14 protein-coding genes are annotated in these 18,215 nt (G+C 67.0%); 5 read left to right on the top strand and 9 right to left on the bottom strand.

Annotated elements, in window-relative coordinates; genetic code table 11:
* Positions 1-99 precede the first annotated feature (99 nt).
* Both VMT65_RS22785 and VMT65_RS22780 read left to right on the top strand, forming a co-directional pair.
* Positions 100-1,512: a threonine/serine ThrE exporter family protein gene (locus VMT65_RS22785; protein ID WP_326311167.1), complete on the top strand. Its 1,413-nt coding sequence runs from the start codon at positions 100-102 to the stop codon at positions 1,510-1,512.
* 70 nt (positions 1,513-1,582) lie between these two features.
* Positions 1,583-3,808 carry an MMPL family transporter gene (locus tag VMT65_RS22780; RefSeq protein ID WP_326310394.1) on the top strand — a complete coding sequence of 742 codons (2,226 nt, stop codon included), beginning with the start codon at positions 1,583-1,585 and terminating at the stop codon, positions 3,806-3,808.
* Positions 3,809-3,812: 4 nt separating this feature from the next.
* On the opposite strand, the gene VMT65_RS22775 is transcribed toward VMT65_RS22780, so the two are convergent.
* Both VMT65_RS22775 and VMT65_RS22770 read right to left on the bottom strand, forming a co-directional pair.
* Positions 3,813-4,082 (bottom strand): LapA family protein, encoded by a 270-nt coding sequence (locus tag VMT65_RS22775; RefSeq protein ID WP_326310393.1) that lies wholly within the window; start codon positions 4,080-4,082, stop codon positions 3,813-3,815.
* Positions 4,083-4,349: 267 nt separating this feature from the next.
* Positions 4,350-4,712, bottom strand: coding sequence for an ArsR/SmtB family transcription factor (locus VMT65_RS22770; protein WP_326310392.1), 363 nt, complete (start codon positions 4,710-4,712; stop codon positions 4,350-4,352).
* 95 nt (positions 4,713-4,807) lie between these two features.
* Between VMT65_RS22770 and VMT65_RS22765 the strand changes: the two genes are divergently transcribed.
* Positions 4,808-5,572, top strand: a complete 765-nt coding sequence (locus VMT65_RS22765; RefSeq protein WP_326310391.1) for a hypothetical protein — start codon at positions 4,808-4,810, stop codon at positions 5,570-5,572.
* A gap of 12 nt (positions 5,573-5,584) precedes the next feature.
* On the opposite strand, the gene VMT65_RS22760 is transcribed toward VMT65_RS22765, so the two are convergent.
* From VMT65_RS22760 to VMT65_RS22745, 4 genes are all read right to left on the bottom strand, one after another.
* On the bottom strand, positions 5,585-6,823 hold the full coding sequence (locus tag VMT65_RS22760) for a thiolase family protein (RefSeq protein ID WP_326310390.1): 1,239 nt from the start codon (positions 6,821-6,823) through the stop codon (positions 5,585-5,587).
* A gap of 124 nt (positions 6,824-6,947) precedes the next feature.
* Positions 6,948-7,676, bottom strand: a complete 729-nt coding sequence (locus tag VMT65_RS22755) for a TetR/AcrR family transcriptional regulator (protein WP_326310389.1) — start codon at positions 7,674-7,676, stop codon at positions 6,948-6,950.
* 13 nt (positions 7,677-7,689) lie between these two features.
* On the bottom strand, positions 7,690-8,925 hold the full coding sequence (locus VMT65_RS22750) for a cytochrome P450 (protein ID WP_326310388.1): 1,236 nt from the start codon (positions 8,923-8,925) through the stop codon (positions 7,690-7,692).
* Between the two features lie 69 nt (positions 8,926-8,994).
* Positions 8,995-13,314, bottom strand: coding sequence for a caspase, EACC1-associated type (locus VMT65_RS22745; RefSeq protein WP_326310387.1), 4,320 nt, complete (start codon positions 13,312-13,314; stop codon positions 8,995-8,997).
* Positions 13,315-13,604: 290 nt separating this feature from the next.
* Here VMT65_RS22745 and VMT65_RS22740 point away from each other — a divergent pair, with 290 nt between their 5' ends.
* Together VMT65_RS22740 and VMT65_RS22735 are read left to right on the top strand one after the other, a co-directional pair.
* Positions 13,605-15,110, top strand: a complete 1,506-nt coding sequence (locus tag VMT65_RS22740) for a sugar transferase (protein ID WP_326310386.1) — start codon at positions 13,605-13,607, stop codon at positions 15,108-15,110.
* Positions 15,111-15,178: 68 nt separating this feature from the next.
* Positions 15,179-16,123, top strand: coding sequence for an aldo/keto reductase (locus VMT65_RS22735; protein ID WP_326310385.1), 945 nt, complete (start codon positions 15,179-15,181; stop codon positions 16,121-16,123).
* A gap of 307 nt (positions 16,124-16,430) precedes the next feature.
* Here VMT65_RS22735 and VMT65_RS22730 read toward each other — a convergent pair whose 3' ends face one another.
* The 3 genes from VMT65_RS22730 to VMT65_RS22720 all read right to left on the bottom strand — a co-directional run bounded on the left by VMT65_RS22730 (position 16,431) and on the right by VMT65_RS22720 (position 18,205).
* Positions 16,431-17,432, bottom strand: a complete 1,002-nt coding sequence (locus VMT65_RS22730) for a 4,5-dihydroxyphthalate decarboxylase (protein ID WP_326310384.1) — start codon at positions 17,430-17,432, stop codon at positions 16,431-16,433.
* Positions 17,433-17,560: 128 nt separating this feature from the next.
* On the bottom strand, positions 17,561-17,713 hold the full coding sequence (locus VMT65_RS22725) for a hypothetical protein (protein ID WP_326310383.1): 153 nt from the start codon (positions 17,711-17,713) through the stop codon (positions 17,561-17,563).
* Positions 17,714-17,743: 30 nt separating this feature from the next.
* Positions 17,744-18,205 (bottom strand): MerR family transcriptional regulator, encoded by a 462-nt coding sequence (locus tag VMT65_RS22720; protein ID WP_326310382.1) that lies wholly within the window; start codon positions 18,203-18,205, stop codon positions 17,744-17,746.
* Between the last annotated feature and the right edge of the window lie 10 nt (positions 18,206-18,215).

Below are 18,215 nucleotides of genomic sequence, written 5' to 3'. Positions count from 1 at the left end.
CCGGGCCCGGCTCACCCCGGTGATCTTTCGCACCCGTGTAGTTTCGGTCCTGTGACCAACGAGTTGGCTACCGACGAGCAAGCGGGAGCGCCCGCGGGACTGCGCGCCCACTGGCAGCGGCTGCTGACCGGGGCGGTGCTGCGGCTGACCGCCGGGCGGCGTGCCACGGCGGACACGGTGGTCGAGATGCCCGCGCCGGTGCAGCCCATCGATCTCACCGATGACGCGACGGTGACCGAGGTGCTGGATCTGGCCGAGCGGGTGGGCGAGGTGGTGTTGGCCTCGGGCACGGCCGTCACCGACACCACCACGCAGATCGAATTCATTGCCGCCACCTATGGACTGTCGAAGTGCGATATCGACGTCACCTACAACTCGATTCGCATCTCGGCCGATCGTGGGCCGCGGCTGCCTCCGGCCAGCACCATGCGCGTGGTGCATTACCGCTCGCTCGACTTCACCCGGCTCGCGGCGGTCGACCGATTGACCCGGCGGATTCGCCGCGAGTTGGTGCCGCCGCAGGAAGCGCTCGAAGCGCTCGACGAGATCACCGGCGCGCCGCACCCCTACCCGCGATGGGTCGCCACCTTCGGCTGGGCGCTCATGGCCGCGGGTGTGGCGCTGCTGCTCAATGGCGGGTGGGCCATCGCGCTGCTGAGCTTCGCGACCACCACGGCCATCGACCGAACCAATCGGGTCTTGAATCGGCGCGGGCTGCCCTTCTTTTTCCAGCATGTCGCGGGCGGCATCATCGCGGCGACGCCCGCGGTGCTGATCTCGACCTACGCGGGGAGCCTGCACCTGGATCCCTCGCTCATCATCGCGGCGGGAATCGCGGTGTTGCTGGCCGGTTTACAGCTGGTCGGCGCGGTCGAGGACGCGATCACGGGTGCGCCTATCACCGCGTCGGCGCGGCTGCTCGAGGTGGTCATGATGACCGGCGGCATCATCGCCGGCATCGCCTTGACGCTGCGGGTGGCGGAGGTGCTCGACGCCTCGGTGCCGACGGTCGACATGGTGTCCGCGCGGGACCTGACCAATCTGCCGCTCAAGCTGCTGGCCGGTGCGGTCACCTCGGCGGCGTTCGCGCTGGCCTGTTATGCCGAGCGGCGGGCATTGGCCGCGGCGGCGTTCAGTGGTGCGGCGGCGACCGTCGTCTATCTGTTGATCCAGCACTTCGGGTTCGGGCCGGTCGTGGCGTCGGGCGGCGCGGCGACCGTGGTGGGTCTGGCCGGTGGTCTGCTCGCGCGGCGCGCGTTGACCCCGCCGCTCGTGGTGGCGGTCGCGGGCATCACTCCCCTGCTGCCCGGTCTGCGTGTGTACCGCGGGCTGTACGCCCTACTCAATGACGAAATGCTGATCGGGTTCAATCAGCTGTCCGGCGCGTTCGGTGTCGGGCTGGCCTTGGCGGCCGGTGTGACGCTCGGCGAATGGATGGCCCGCGATCTTCGGCGGCCGCGAATCGTCAAGCGGATAGGCGGTATTCGCCGTCCGCGGTTCGCCTCGAGTTGACGAATAATAGCCGAATCGTATTGTAAAACAACGTTTTTCACTACCGTGATCTTGGCTGTTACCGTGCAGTATGACCAGGCGACGCACGGGTAACCGCGATGTCTTCGCGCTATGGGGAAAACTCGTCGCGCAGCACCGATTTGTGGTGCTCGCGATCGTGGCGGCCGCCATGCTCGGTCTCGGCGGATATGCCTGGGGCTTCGAGGGTCGGCTCAGCTCGGGTGGTCTGGACGATCCGAATTCGGACTCGGCGCGGGCGAGCGAGGTGGCCGCGGGCGCGTTCACTGCGGGGCACGATGTGGATGTCGTTGTGCTGTACAAGGCTCCGGAGGGGGCCACGTTCGATGATCCCGAGGTGCGTCAGCCCGTCATCGACAGTCTCAATGGGCTCACGCAGCGGCTGCCAACCGTGGTCGAAGGCGTCAATGCCTCGTACTTCGCGGATGTGAACACCATCAAGGGGTCCGCGGGCGGGCTGATCTCCAAGGACAAGACGCGGACGCTGGCGACGATCGCGCTCAAGGACATCACCGTTCCGTACGCGACTTTGACCGACGCGCTGGCGGTTCCGGGTGTGCAGGTGCAAGTCGGTGGATTGCAGCCGGTCGCCACCGCGTTGACCGACACCATTTCGGCGGATACCCATCGCATGGAATTGCTGGCCATTCCCGCGGTCGCGGTGCTGTTGTTCTTCATTTTCGGCGGGGTGGTCGCGGCGGCGCTGCCACTGTTGATGGGCGTGCTGACGGTGTTGGGCGCGAACGGCATCGTGCGGTGGATCACGAATTTCACCGAGGTGAGCAACTTCGTGGCGCCGGTGGTCTCGATGATCGGGCTCGGATTGGCAATCGATTATTCGCTGTTCATCGTGAGCCGGTTTCGGGAAGAGGTGACGGCCGGGTACGACACGCCGACCGCGGTGCGCCGGTCGGTCATGACAGCGGGGCGCACGATCCTGTTCTCCGCCACCATGATCGTGGCGAGTCTCAGCGGCATGCTGATCTTCCCGCAGGGGTTTCTCAAGTCGATTGCCTACGGCGCGATCGCGACGGTCACCCTCGCCGCGTTGACGGCCGTCACGATTCTGCCCGCGATGCTGGCGATTCTGGGGCCGAAGGTGAATGCGCTGGGTATCCGGCGATTCCGGCGGGTGGCTTCGGCTCATGCTGTCGAGCAGGGGTTTTGGGGGCGCTGCACCGGATGGGTGATGCGGCATCCGCGGAAGATCACCGCGTTGTTGATTCTCGGGTTGCTCGTGCTGATCGTGCCGGTGCGCAATGTCGCCTTCGGTGGGTTCAGTGAGAAGTATCTGCCGCCGGACAATACGGTTCGCGTGGCGCAGCAGCAGATCGACACGTACTTCCCGTACCGCAAATCCGATCCGATCGAGTTGATCATCAAGACCGACGACACCACCGAGGTCGGTCCGTTGGTCGCCCAGGCGAGCCATGCTCCCGGCCTGCTGCCCGCCGGGTTCGAGATTCCGACGCGCTCGCAGCTCGAGCCGAATGTCTTTCGCACGCAGGCCTATCTGGTCGATTCCAGCAAGTACGACAAGACCATCGACTACATCCGGGCGCTCCCGGTTCCCGACGATGTGACGCTGCTGGTCGGCGGCGTGCCCACGGTGCAGCACGACACCATCGCGGCATTGCTGAACCGGCTGCCGCTGATGATCCTGCTGGTGCTCGGCTTCACCACGATCCTGATGTTCCTGACCTTCGGCTCACTGGTCCTGCCGTTGAAGGCCGCCTTCATGAGCGTCCTCGGCCTGGGCTCCACCCTCGGCATCCTCACCTGGATCTTCACCGAGGGCCACGGCGCGACCTTGCTCAACTTCACCCCGCAACCGATTCAAGCGAACATCCTGTTCCTGATCATCGCCATCATCTACGGCCTCTCCACCGACTACGAGGTATTCCTCCTGTCCCGCATGGTCGAAGCCCGCGCGGCCGGCGCGACCACCGAGGAGGCCATCCGTTCCGGCACCGCCCAGACCGGCCGCATCATCACCGCGGCCGCGCTGATCCTCCTCGTGGTCACCGGTGCCTTCGCCTTCTCCGACCTGGTCCTCATGCAATACATCGCCTACGGCATGATCGCCGCCCTCATCATCGACGCCACGGTCCTGCGCATGCTCCTGGTCCCCGCCACCATGAAGCTGCTGGGCGACCGAGTCTGGTGGGCCCCCCGCTGGATGAAGCGCCTCCAACAACGCATCGGTCTGTCCGAGCCGGTCCTGCACGAAGAACCCGAGCACTTCCGCAAGCCCGAATTGGCCGACGCCCGAGCCTGATTCGCTAGGAGCCCGCGGCGGCGCGGCGCAGCTGCCAGATGCGCGCTCCGCCGACCAGGGCCATCAACAGGATCCCCGCGATCACCGCGAACAACAGCGCCACTCCGAGCGGCCACTCGAAATCCCAACCGAGAAAAGAGATCACGACCCGCTGCGTGTTCTGCAGGATGAAGATCAACACGACGACCAGCACCAGCGCCCCCGACGCGAGCGCCAGCCAAACGCGACCGGTCCGCGTGGATTTGATCGATCCGCGGCGCGGCCCGGTATCCACCGGTGGTCCGGCGGGCGGCGGACCGACAAGGGGCGGCGTGCCCGGTTGCGCAACCGGCGGCGGCTGCACGGGCCCTGGAACCGGGCGATCCCCCGGCGGAGTCGTGGCTGGTGGTTCCGGTGTACTCGTCATAAACCCCGAGTACCCGCAAATCCCCTGACGATCAGCCCAATTCCCCGCCCGGCAGTCGTGAGCTAGCTGCCGACGAGCATGCAAATTGGCAGGTAAATGTCGAGAAGCGACCTGCTGATTTGCATGCTGGTGGGGTTAGGACGCCGATTGGGGGTGGTCGGGGAGTCCAAGGCGGAGGTGGTCTATGTGGTAGATGGCCTCGTCCAGGAGTTGGGCTACGTGGGTGTCGTAGAGGGAGTAGATGATGCTGCGGCCGGTGCGGGTGCCGGTTACCAGGCCGAGGTTTCGGAGGAGGCGGAGTTGGTGGGAGACGGCTGACTGTTCCATGCCGACTGCTTGGGCCAATTCGGTGACCGGAAGGGGGCCCTGGCGGAGTTCGGTGAGGATCAGCAGGCGGCTGGGGGTGGCCAGGGCCTGAAGGGTACTGGCGACGTGAGCTGCGGATTCGGCGTCCAGGCGGGCTGCTGGCCGGTCGCGGCCCTCGACTCCATGTCCCATACTCCGGCATGCTACCGCGACGAGGATATATGAAGACGTCTTCATGTCTTCTGTTATCGTGGGCTGCGTCCCTACTGCTCGCTTCGGAGGTCGCGATGAGTTTGACCGCTCCCGCTCTGCTCGCCGCCGGAGCCGGCGTCGGCTTCGGTCATGCCGTCTTGCCCGACCACTGGGTTCCGCTCGCGGTGATCGCCCGGACCCAGCGATACCCGCTGCGGCGGGTGCTGCGGCTGTCGGCACTGGCGGGGATGGCGCATGTGGCGCTCTCGCTGGTGCTGGGCGCGATCGTGATCGGCGTCGGATTGCAGTTCCGGGCCACGGTCGAACGACACGAAAGCTTGATCGTGGGCGGGCTTTTGGTTGCGACCGGGGTGGTGTTCGCGGTGCTGGAGCTGCTCGGGCGCGGGCACACGCACAGCCATGACGAGCACGGTGGGCATGGGCATGGGCACGCCCACCACGACCATGCCCACACTCACGACCACGACGATCACGACCACGGCGCAGGGCACCGCGCGGTCGACACCATCCCGGTCACCGCCACCGCACATGAGCACAGGCACGGCCAGAACCGGGTTACGCGGTTGTTGGCCTTCGTGATTCCCTTCGGTGCGGCGGCCTCACCGGATTTGACCATCCTGCCGGTCTTTCTCGCCGCGAGTGCGGTGGGCGTGACGGCGGCGGTCGGAACTCTCGTGGCGTTTTCGCTCGTCACGCTCGGCACGATCGTCGGGTTGACGCTGCTCGGGGTGGTCGCCGGTTACCAACTGCGTGGCGCGTGGATCGACAAGAGCGCCAACCTGATCACGGCGGCCGTGCTGGTCCTCCTTGGAATCCTGGTCGCCACCAACGTCATCTGAGGAGGGGAATCCTCAGGCGGCGGAGGGGTTTTCGAGGACGATGGCCACGCCCTGGCCGGATCCGATGCAGACGCCGATCGCGCCGTAGCGCGCATTGCGTTCCCGCAGTTCGGTGGCCAGGGTCAGGACGTAGCGGGCACCCGTGGCACCGAAGGGGTGACCGATCGCGACCGCGCCGCCGTTGGGGGTCAGCTTCTCGTCCGGGATGGTGAAACCGCCCAGCTGGTTGGGCAATTCACGCAGCACGCCCAAAGCCTGCGCGCTGAACGCCTCGTGTACCTCCCACACGTCGATCTGCTCGGGTGTCAGACCCGCGCGTTGGATTGCCAGCGGCAGCGCCCATGCCGGAGCCAGGCCCATGTAGAGCGGATCGATGCCGTACACCGCGGACGACACCACCCGTGCCAGCGGTTCGACGCCGAGTTCGGCGGCCCGCTCGCCCGAGGCCAACACCAATGCGCTCGCCCCGTCGGTCAGCGGGGTGGAGTTCCCGGCGGTCATCTGCGTCGTCCCCGGCTGCGGGGGCAGGGCCGCCAGCGCTTCGGCGGTGGTGTCGTCGCGGATGAACTCGTCGTGCTCGAACAGGCGGGCCGGGGTCTTCCTCGTCCCGGGAATCTCGACCGGCATGATCTCCTTGGCCAGCCGCCCGGAGTCCCTGGCCGCCTTGGCGTTTCGCTGCGTCCGCAGCGCGAACGCGTCGATTTCCTCGCGGGTCAGCCCGTACCGGTCGGCCACGTTCTGCGCCGTCTCGATCATGCCGATGTAGGCATTTCGCGCCAACAGCGTCGGATTGGCCGGGCCGCCCGCACCGGCCCACATGGTGTCGAGCAGGATGACCGGGCCGCGCGGCCCGAACGGGGAGTCGCCCTTCATGTACGCCCAGCCCGACCGCGACATCGACTCGACGCCGCAGGCGATCCCGACGCCCAGGTCCCCCGCTTTGATCGCGTGCGCGATATTCACGGTGGCGCTCAGCGACGACCCGCAGAACCGGTTGATCGTCGCCCCGGCCACGGTATCCGGAAATCCCGCCGCCAATGCCGCCCACCGCGCGACGTCACCCATCCCCTCGTGGGCCGGATTCACGCAGCCCGCCACAATGTCCTCGATCTGGTCGAGCCCCACCCCGACGCGCTCGCACGCGCCCTTCATGGTCATCCCCAGCAGGTCGTCGGCCCGAATGTGCGAGAGCGAGCCGCCGTATTTGGCGAAGGGGGTCCGGACACCACCGAGCACGAACGCTTCCGTCATCACGATCTCCTTCGAGAGTGTCCTCGGATTTCAACGGACCGATCGCCGTTGCCCTTTCGATCTTGCCCCGGTTCCAACGGAATCCGCGACACCGCCCCGAAGGGCGCTCACTCGGCGACGACGCTCACTTGGCGACAAGGCCGATGCTGCGGCCGATGTCGGCGAGGGTGGAGTCGAAGAGAACGTCCGGGTGGGAGATCTGGATGGGGTAGTTGTTGAAGACCTCGAGGGTGACGTGGCCGTAGAGGCGGGCCCAGAACTGGATCATGACGTAGCTGACGCCGAGGTCGAGTTTTTCGGCGGGGAACTTCTGGCCCGAATCGGCCAGGACGCGAAGGAGTTCGGTTTGGAACGTGATGAGGTCGTCGCGGAGTTCGGGCGGAATGAGTTCCGTGGGCGGAGTGACGACCTCGTATTCGGTGAGCAGGCGGCCCGCCGCACCGAGGAAGATGCGGCCGACGGGTTCGCCGAATTGCTGCATGGCACTGGTGATTCCGGCAGTGACCGGGGAGGCGAAGACGAGGGTGAATTCGCGGGAATGGTTCAGCGCCCAGCGCCGGAACCCACGGCAGATGGCGAAGAAGCGGGTGCCCGCGTCGTCGGGGAGGTCGGCGATGGCGGCCTCGAGGTCCTTGGCGAGGTCGCCGCAGACGTCGGTGCGAACCGCCGCGACGAGATCGTCGCGGGATTCGTAGTACCGGTAGAGCGCGGGAGCGGTGATGCCCAGCTCCCGCGCGATGGCCCGCAGCGTGATCGCGTCGGGCCCCTGGTCGACCAGCAATGACCGCGCGACGCGGCGAATGTCGGCGTCGCTGACCGCGGGTACGCGGCCGCGTCGTCGAGGTTCAGTCATGCCGGTGTCGACCTCACTCGTACTTGACCTGCCAGCTCTTGATGCCGTTCAGCCAGCCGGAGCGCAGGCGGACGGGGTCGGAGACCTGGCTCAGGTTCGGCATCACATCGGCGATGGCGTTGAACATGAGGTCGATCTCCAGTCGGGCCAGGTTGGCGCCCACGCAGAAGTGAGTGCCGGTGCCGCCGAAGCCTACATGGGGATTCGGGTTCCGGAGAACATTGAAGTCGAAGGGGTTCTCGAAGACGGTCTCGTCGAAGTTGGCGGCGGAGTAGAACATTCCGACGCGCTGCCCCTTCTTCAGCTCCTGCCCGCCGAGGACGGTGTCCTGCAGAACGGTGCGCTGGAAGGCGATGACCGGGGTGGCCCAGCGCACGATCTCGTCGGGCGCGGTGCGCGGGCGCTGCTCGCGGTAGAGCTCCCACTGCTCGGGGTGGTCGACGAAGGCCTTCATGCCGTGGGTGATGGCATTGCGGGTGGTCTCGTTGCCCGCGACCGCCAACAGGATCACGAACCAGGCGAATTCGTCGGAGGCCAGCGCCTCACCGTCGACGTCGGCATTGAGCAGCGTGGACATGATGTCCCCGTGGCCGTCCAGGTCGACGGGGCACTTGCGCTTCTCCTCGGCGAGGTTCCACGAGTAGCCCATGACCTCCGCGGTGGCGACCTTGTGGTCTCCGTTGAAGTCCGGATCGTCGTAGGAGATCATCTGGTTGGTCCACTCGAAGATCTTGCCGCGATCCTCCTGCGGAATGCCGATGAGCTCGGCGATGGCCTGCAGCGGCAGCTCGCAGGCGACCTGGGTGACGAAGTCGCCGGAGCCGGTCTTCTTGGCCTCGTGCACGATTCGCTCGGCGCGCTCACGCAGCGCGTTGCGCAGGCTCTCGACCGCGCGCGGGGTGAAGCCCTTGGACACGATGCGGCGCAGCTTGGTGTGGCGCGGCGGATCCTGGTTCAGCAGCAGGAAGCGCTGGACCTCGATCTCCTCGCGCATGATGTCGTCGTAGAAGCGGATGACCGCGGTGTTCTCCTCGGAGGAGTACACCTCGGGGGTCTTGGAGATCTCCTTGATGTCTTCCATCTGGGTGACGGCCCAGTAGCCGTCATCCTTGAACCCGCTGCCGGCCTGCGGAATCCAGGCAACGGGGCTGGTACGACGGAGTTCGGCGAACTCTTCGACGGGCAGGCGGGTGGCGAGCAGATCGGGATCGGTGAAATCGATCCGATTGGGGATGGACGGCGCGGACACGGAACCTCCTTTGGAACACGTTCGCCGTCGAGTGAATCACACCACACCCGCGTTTGTGAACAGGTATTACTAAATGGGTTTCATTTGATGTGTCATGGCTTGCTCGGCGTCCAGACGCAGGGCCTCGTCGGCGATATCGGCCAGCAGGTTCGGGTCGAATCGGGCCAGCACATCCAGTGCCGAGAACCAGGGCCCGAGGGTCCACACCTCGGCCAGGAGTCGGCGGATCTCGCGTCGCGCGACCTCCTTCTCCGCGGGCGGGAGACCGGCGGAGGTCCGGACTCGCGCGTCCACGATGCGGGTGAGCAGGCGGGAGCGCGTCTCGCCCTCGGTCGTATGCGCCAATTGCTCCGCATAGCGGCCGTCCCCGATCGCCAGGGCCACCTCGACGAGGGATTCGACCGCCAGGTCGCGGAGGTCGGCGCGTGAAATCTCGCCGAGCAGCAGTGCCGCATCCCGCAGGATCGTTCGCGCGGTGTCGGTTCCGAGATTCTCCGACAGCGCCGGAATGACCACCGCCAAGGCCCGAATCCGCTCCCCCACCAGCGGAATTCGCTCACTGAACCGCAACGCCCGCTGCTCCTGCCCGGCGCGCACGAGGGCCGCGACCACCTCGCGATAGGCGAGGGACCGTTCCATCTCGTCCGAGACGACGCTCGCGATCATGGCCGCCTCACCGACCGGACCGGTCCGGGCCCGGGCCGCCGCGAGCACCGAATACACGTGCTGCGGATCGAGATCGAGGGGCGAGAGTCCGTCGACCAACCGGCCGACCCGATCACCGTCGCCCAGGGCCGCCGACAGCAGCACCAGGCTCACCCGATCCGGCAGCGTCGCACTGTAATCGGCCGCCGCCACGGTCTTCTCGAACTCGTCGAGCAATGGACCCACGATCGGCGCGGCGACCTCGATGCCCGCATTCTCGACCATGTATCGCAGCACCGTGCACCGGCGTACGACTCCGAAGATCCGGTCCAGCACGGCGTGCAGGCGATCGGCATGCCCCAGTTCGACGAAAACGGCCGCCAGGCAACCCAGTTCGTAGTCGAGTCCGGCCGGTGGTTCGGCCCAGCTCGAGTACAGGCCCGCGAGCCGACGACCCAGCCCCGTCGCCGCGTCGATGGCGCCGACGGCGATCAGGCCGCCGGTCAGCTCGGCCAGCGGCGCGGGCCCGTCGCGATCGGGCTTGGCCGCGACCAGCACGGTCCGGGTGAATTCCCACAGTGCCTTCTCGTCTCCCGCGATCACCCGGTCCAGCAGCAGGTGCAGCGTCCGAATCGCGGTCTCGAGGAAAACCGCTGCCTGCTGGGCGGTTTCGTCGGGTCGGGTGCCGAGGTGGGTGAACACCAGGAATCGGCAGCCACTGTCGTCGATGCGGTCGGCCAGCGCGGCGGCCCGGACCATGTCGCGGGCGATGACCTGGGCGCGAATCACCGTGTAGAACGCGAATCCGCGCTCGTAGGGATCGGTGGTCTGATACGAGGCGCGTTCGATTTCGGCGGCGAGACGTCGCCCGTCGGCGATCCGGTCGGCGGCGACCAGCGCGGGCAGCACCGCGGTCAGGATGTCGAGTCCGTCCGTCCCCGGCGCGAATCGGCGAGCCAGCCCGAGGGCACGATCCGGGTCCTCGAGCACGACCAGGCATTCGACCAGATGCTCGACGATCTCTATTCGCGCCCGCCGCGTGGACCCGGCCAGCCCGGTCTCGATGGTGTCGACCTCGGCGCGCAGCTCGTCCCGAAATCCCCCGGCCACCAGATCCGGTGCGACGCGGGCCAGCAGGCTCGACCGTTCGACCAGATCGACGATCGAGCGTCCGATGGCCAGCGCCGACCCGACGCACATGGCGGCGGGCTCCGGCTCACCCTGCAGTGCCATGGATCGCGCGATCCGGCACAGCGCGACGGCTTGGAAGTCCGCGGACTCGATCAGGCGGCCCAGGGAGAAGCCCTCCTCGAAATCGCCGATATCGGCGAAGGCGGCGACCGCGTAACTCAGAATCTCGTCCCGGTGATCGGGCCCCTTCACCAGCAGCGCGTGCCGGTGGATCTCGCCGATCGCCACCTCGAGCTCCGCCCGCCGATCCGCGGCCCGCCAGGCCGAAACCAGCTGCGCGAGAACGCGAACCCGCTCTCGCAGCGTGATGATCTCCTGCGCCAGCTCGGCCGCGGTCTCGGGGTCTCCGGCATCGATCAGGCCGGTGGCGATCCGGCGACGGTCGTTGTCGGTCAGGGTGCGATGGGTCGATTTGCGCAAGGCTTCGACCAACGATCGATTGCCCGACGGATCGGCAGCACTGAATTGCACCGAGTCCAAGGCGATTTGCGCCCGCAGCCGTCGACCGGACCGCAACATGCCGTCGACCAGGCTCTGGGCCCGGGGCAGGTCCCCGAGCAGCGCGAGCGCCGCGGGCAAGCGCACCGGGACATTGGTGCCGCGCTGGGTCAGCCGTCGCCGCCGCATCGCGAGCCGCGAGACGGACAGCAGATCGGGATCACGATCGGCCAGCCAGAGCCGCGAGACGGTGGCGATCTCGTTGCGCGCGGTCCCGTCCCCGCCGGTGAGGTCCAGCAACCGATCGTGGCGGACGGTGTCCAACGCCAGCGCGGTCATGCGCGCCACGTCACGCTGCCCGCGCAGCATCGAGAAGTATCGCGTCAGTAGGTAGGCCGGGGTGCGGTTCGGCCAGCCCTGTTCGCGGTAGCGGGCGGCCCAGGCGTGAATCCGCTCGCGATACCGCTCCATGAGCGTCCGCCCGAGCGCGGTCTCGGCCTCCCGCTGCAGGGTCTCGTGGGCGAGCAGGTTGATCTTGTCGGCGGCGTAGCGACTGGTGTAGGCGCGGAAGGTGCGGCCGGTGACGCCGGTGAGCGTCTTCTCGATCCGGAACGGCGGCAGACCGGTGAGGTCCTCGAGTTCGCTCGCGGTGAGACCGTGTGCCGCGGTGATCAATCCGAGGATCTGCTGATCGTCGTCGGAGCGGTCCAGGATGCCGTGCAACTCCAGCCGCGCGGCCTGAATGATGCCGAAGGCCGCCCGTGACCGATCGACCTCGCGTCGACGGCAATGATGCAGCGGGTGATTGCCGGGAACATCCAGCGGCAGTTCGGGATGCGGTCGTGCGGCGACGATGACCCGCAGTCCGGGGCCCGGATTCTTCGGCAGCAGTGAGGCGATGCTGGGTCTGCCGCGATCCTCGTCGAGGCCGTCGACCAGCAGCACCAGCCGCCCGCCGCTGTCGGCGGCCCGCTGGGCGGCCAGCTCCAGCAGATGCCGGCGCAGCGCGTCACGATTTTGACCGGCTCGCGCGACGGCCGCCGCGTGATCCGGGACCAGCACCGAAAGCTGTTCCAGCACAGCGTCGGTGAACGCGGTGTGGTCATCCTGCGCGGCCAGGCGCGAGGTGACGAAGAACGACACCACCCGCACATTCGGCGGCGGATGCAGCGCGAACCAGGTCATGATGGCGGTCTTGCCCGCCCACGGTCCCGCCTGCCACCAGACGTAAGGCTCGTCGCCCGAACAAAACTCGGCGAGTTCGCGCAGCTCGGCCTCGCGATCGAGCAGCCCGTCGGCGGGTGTCAGGTCGCGGATCTGCGCCGTATAGGCGGTGGCGGTCAGCTCCGGGAGCCCGACGGGCTCGCTGCGGCCGGTCCATCCGGCATTGGCCGCGAGCGCCACCCGCCCGGCCGTGCCGCGTTCCAGCGCTTTGGGTTTGGGCATATTGGCGGCGGGCAGCCGGTCGCGGAGTTCGCGGAACAGCACCGACATGGTCAGGTATCTGTCCGCGGTCGGCACCCCGGTGCGCAGGATGTCGAGCATCATGCCCGTGAACGCGGTGCGCCCGCCGTCGCCCTTCGCGACGGCGAACTTGGTTTTCTCGTCGGTCGCGGTGAGCACGAACGCGCCGTCGATATCGGTGGCGGCGCGCAGTATCTCGCCGTCGGCCGCGAGCACCTCGTGCCCGAACGCCTTGCCGCTGTGGCAGCAGTCGAGGATCACCACGACCGCTCCCCGCGCATTGCTCTTGATGCGCGACCGCACGATGGGATAGCGCAGCGCTGTCACATCCGCCTCGTCGACGCGGGTTCCGGTGTGTGTCAAGTGCAACTGGTTGTCGACGACCACCCCGTGCCCGACGTAATAGACGAGCAGCAGCCCGGTCGCCGCCCGCGCGGCGGCGGTGATGGCGGCGGCAATGGTCGACCCGTCGGCGGGGTCGAGCACGACATCGATGTGGCGCTCGGGGATTCCGGTATGGGTCCGCAGGAACTCGGCGAAGTCGGACAGGCTGCGTGCGATCTCCGGAAAGGAGTCGAGTCCCGAGTGCGCGTCGTAGTGCGCGGTTCCGATCAATACCGCACGGGTCGCTTCCGGATCAGGAAGCGTCATCCAGCACCAATTCCACTATCATCCTTCCCCCGGGCGGCGTGTCCGCAGAAAGTCTGCCATGGGGGGCGAGGCGGTGAGAACCCAACGGCCGACCTGGATTCACCCGGTAACACCCCACTTCCGGCCCTCGATGCACCGGGTGAACGGCGACTGAAACCCATTGAGACCCAAACCCTTCGGTCTCGGAACATTAGTCGCCGCCGGGGTCACAAACCCAGTAGGATTCAGCTCTGGCGTCCAGATCAGGGGGGACGGCCATGATGCGCAGTGTGCACACGATGGAGCTCGGAATGGCCTTCCAAGTCGATCAGGACCAGGCAACAGTCCACAATCACCGCAGCGTTCGGCTGCATCGGTCCGGGCAGGGGCGCTGGCAGGCCGAATACGGTCGCCGGCTACGGATCAGCGATGCGCTGGTGGTGATCGGATCGGTCGCGGGCGCCCAGCTCATCCGATTCGACGGACTCAACAATGACTCGCCGCTGGACTGGGCGGGCGGCGCGCGTGTCGGCTACTCGGTCATCTCGACCCTGCTCGTCGGGGCCTGGCTCGGTTTTCTCGCGCTGGGCAATGCGTGGTCGACCGCGGTCATCGGGACCGGCATGGAGGAGTACCGTCGTCTCGTCGCCGCCACCATGCGACTGTTCGGTCTGATAGCCATTGTGTCGCTGCTGCTTCGGATCGAGTTCGCGCGCGGCTATCTGGCCATCGCCCTGCCGGTCGGTCTCATCGGGCTGATGCTCAATCGGCTGGCCTGGCGCAAGTTCGCCGCCCGCCAACATCGTGACGGCCGCTTTCTGACCTCGGTTCTGGTGGTGGGACGCCATGATTCGGCGCGCGAGATCATGCGCTGCTTCGAACGCGATCCGGCGGTGGGCTACTGCGTGGTCGGCGTCTACAGTCCGTACGCCGCCGATGACGAGATGACCGATATCGAGGAGACCGGCCTGCCGGTGCTCGGTGCCGAGTCCTCCATCATCGAGGCGGTCGAGGCCACCGGCGCGGACACGGTCGCCATCGCGGCCACCGAACGACTAGGCACCACCGGCATCAACGATCTGGTCTGGCAGCTCTCCCCGCGCGGCATCGACCTGGTGGTGTCCCCGGGTGTGGTGGATGTGGCCGATCAGCGCCTGTCGATCCGCCCGGTCGCCAATCTGCCGCTGCTGCACATCGGCCGCCCGCAATACGATCGCGCGAAGTCCTTCGGCAAGGCCGCCTTCGACATTGTCTTCGCCGCGGCGGCGCTGCTGGCCGCGCTGCCGGTCATGGTGGCCGCGGCCCTTGCCATCAAGCTCACCAGCCGAGGGCCGGTGTTCTACCGCTCCGAGCGAATCGGCCTGGACGGCACCGCGTTTCGCATGATCAAGTTCCGCAGCATGTACCAGGACGCCGACCGCGATCTGGCGACGCTGCTGCCCGACAATGACGGCGCGGGCCCGCTGTTCAAGATGCGCGAGGACCCGCGCGTCACCCCGGTCGGCCGAATCCTGCGCCGCTACAGCCTCGATGAACTGCCGCAGTTCATCAATGTCCTGCGCGGCGAGATGAGCGTGGTCGGACCACGCCCGCCGCTGCGCAGCGAAGTCGAGCAGTACGACCGCAAAGTCCGCCGCCGCCTACTGGTCAAGCCCGGCCTCACCGGCCTCTGGCAGGTTTCGGGCCGCTCCGACCTGTCCTGGGACGAATCCGTCCGTCTGGACCTGTCCTACGTCGAGAACTGGTCCATGGTGCAGGATCTCCTGATCATCCGAAAAACGGTCTTCGCCGTCGCCCGCAGCGACGGTGCCTATTGACCCGAACCCAACCCGCGAACGGCCGCGGTGATGATGCCCGGTGGCCGTCGCGGCGCTAGGTTGGCGGCATGGCACTTTTGGGAACGACCGACCTCGATATCTACCCGCTGTGCTTGGGCGGGAACGTCTTCGGCTGGACCGCGGATCGGGAGCAGTCCTTCGCCGTGCTCGACGCGTTCGCGGCGGCGGGCGGGAATCTCATCGATACCGCCGACGCCTACAGCGCGTGGGTGCCGGGCAATTCGGGCGGCGAATCGGAGACGATTCTGGGCGAGTGGATGGCCGCGCGCGGCAACCGGGACAGCATGCACATCGCGACGAAGGTGGCCAAGTCGCCCGCACGCCCGGGCCTGAGCGCCGCCAATATCCGTGCGGCCGTGGATGATTCGCTCCGTCGACTGCGCACCGAGTACATCGACCTCTACTACGCGCACCACGACGACACGGACGTCCCGCTCGCCGAGACCCTGGGCGCGTTCGACGAATTGGTCCGGGCGGGCAAGGTGCGATACCTGGGCGCGTCCCAGCACACCGCCCCGCGCCTGGCCGAGGCCCTGGCCATCGCCGACCGCGAAGGCCTGGCCCGCTACCGGGTCGTGCAGCCGCAGTACAACCTGATGGACCGCACCGTCTACGAGGGCGAACTGGCAGACCTGTGCGTGCGCGAAAAACTGGCAGTACTCCCCTATTACGGCCTCGCGCGGGGCTTCCTCACCGGCAAATACCGCCCCGGCGACACCGACACCGCAGGCGCGAGCCCGCGCGCCGACGCCGCCCGCGCCTACCTCGACGCCCGCGGCATCCGCGTCCTGGCCGCCCTCGACGAAATCGCCGCCGCCCACGCCGTCCCCGTCGCCACCGTGGCCCTGTCCTGGCTCCGCGCCCAACCCGCCATCGCCGCCCCCATAGCCAGCGCCCGCACCGTAGACCAACTCACCCCCCTCCTGGCCTCCGCCGATCTCACCCTCACTCCCGCCGAGGCCGACCGACTCACCGCGGCGTCCCAGCGTTGAAGTCATCCCTGCCCCGCCCGCAGCCTCGCGCGCGCCGCCCCTTCCGCCCCCGCCTCGGCTACTTGATCCTGGCGTTCCTAGCTCTCCCCGTCGTATTCGGCTGCGGCACACTACTACTGATCATCCTCGTATCCCCGCACTCCGCCGACTCCTCTACCCCACACCTCCAATCCCCCATCCCATCCAGCCAATCCACGCCCAACCTACCCACCCAACACCCCTGCTACCCCTTCCAACCGAACTGCTGACATCACTGCTGGGCAACTGAGCGAGGGAAGGTCCAGCGGCCTGTTGCAGCCGGTGCCAGCTACGCGATGTCGAGCAGTTCCGGGGCGAAGGCGTCTTCGATGCGCCAACGGCGGGAGGACAAGCCTTGTTCGTAGTGGTAGCGGAGGTAGGTGTCGATAGTGGTGCGGTTGGCCGGGATCCCGTAGGGCCACCAGTCCTCGTCGAACTGTTCGCCATTGCGTTCGACCAGGGCGTTCATCCATGGGATCATCGTCTGGACTTCGTACAGCCTGCGGTTGCGGCGATACCGGTCGGCGGCGTCTTGTTTTGCTCGACTGAAGGCGCGGTAGACCTCCTGCGCGAGGCCCGGGCGTTCGTCGATCAGGTCCCGCCGGATGACGACGGTGTGCATGATAGGGAAGATGCCGGTTCGCCGGTGGTAGTCGCGTTCCAGCGGTTCGAAATCGGGGAACAGCCGCGCGACGTTCGGTGATCCGTCGAGCACACACTGCGGAACATTGGCCGAGAACAAGGCGTCGATCTCGCCCGCATCGAGCATCGCGCCCAGCGTCGCCCCTTCGGGGGCGGCGGTCACCTCGACATCCGCAGGGTGTGGGTGGGGGATGAAATCGAAAGGGGCCGAGGTCTGGTCGAGTCCGCCGATCACCCACCGGTTCTTGCGGGGCTCGAATTCGTACTCATCCATCAGAATTCCCTTGGCCCACACGCCGGAATCCTGGCCGTAGGTACCGAATTCGCCGATGGTCCGTCCGATCAGATCGGCCGGGCGGGCAATCCCAGCATGAGTATTCACGAAAACGCACGAGTGCCGGAACACGCGGTTGGGGAAGATCGGCAACGCCACATACGGCAAGCCGGTTTCCAGCAGCCGCAAATAGAACGTGAGTCCGAGTTCGGCGACATCGAACTCGTTTCGGCGGATAACCCGCTCGAAGATCTCCGGCAGCGTGGCCGCGCTGTGCACCGTGGCATCGGCACCGCCGACGGTGACGCTTCCATCGAACAGCGCCGCAGTCGTGTCGTATCGAAAACACCCGATGGAGAGAGCAAGATCGGTCATGACGTCGAACCTCGTGTCTGCCTTGTTCTTTCGATCGGCACCGTCGACCATCGAGTGGCACATCCTGGAGGGGATATACCCGAATTCCCCTCCAGGATGCACCACTCGGCGACTGGAAGCGCTCGGGGCTAGCGACTGCCCTCGGTACCGGGGTCGTCCAGGCCGAGATCGCCTGTGAGCTTGCTGACGTCGGAGTTGATCCCGTCGTCACCTGTTGTCGTTATGGAGGTTGTTCCGGGGAATTGGGTGTCGTCCACGTTGGATTTCTCGGCTGATGCCATGGGGTCAACGCCTTTCGGTCCCTCGATTGCTCAGCGGGCGTCTGGGTAGATCGCCCAGAGTGTGTCGGCGTCGCCTGCGTCGAGGCGGCCTCTGTAGACGGCGAGTTTGTGGTCTATGAGTTTCAGGTTTTCTTGGATCTCGGCGAGTTTCGCGATCACGGTGGCGCGGTGGGCTTCTAGTAGATCCAGGCGTTGCTGCTCATTGCCGCGGCCGGCGTCGACGAGTTGGGCGTAGCGGCGGATGGTTTTGATGGGCATGCCGGTGGCGCGCAGCTTCGTGCATACGGTGATCCAGTCCAGATCGAGTTGCCGGTAGCGGCGGCGACCGGTGGAAGTCCTGCTGATGTCGGTGAGGACCAGGCCGGCGCGTTCGTAGTAGCGCAGGGTGTGCACACTGACGCCGGTGCGACGAGCGGCCTCGGCAATGCTGACCCCCGTCTCCGGATCCGAATGGGCCGGTGCGGGTTTCGATGGCGCCTTGACTTCGAGCACGCTCTAAATT

Source organism: Nocardia sp. CDC153, assembly GCF_035818515.1.
In the GTDB taxonomy this organism is placed as follows: domain Bacteria; phylum Actinomycetota; class Actinomycetes; order Mycobacteriales; family Mycobacteriaceae; genus Nocardia.
This window is presented reverse-complemented; position numbering and strand designations above follow the sequence as displayed.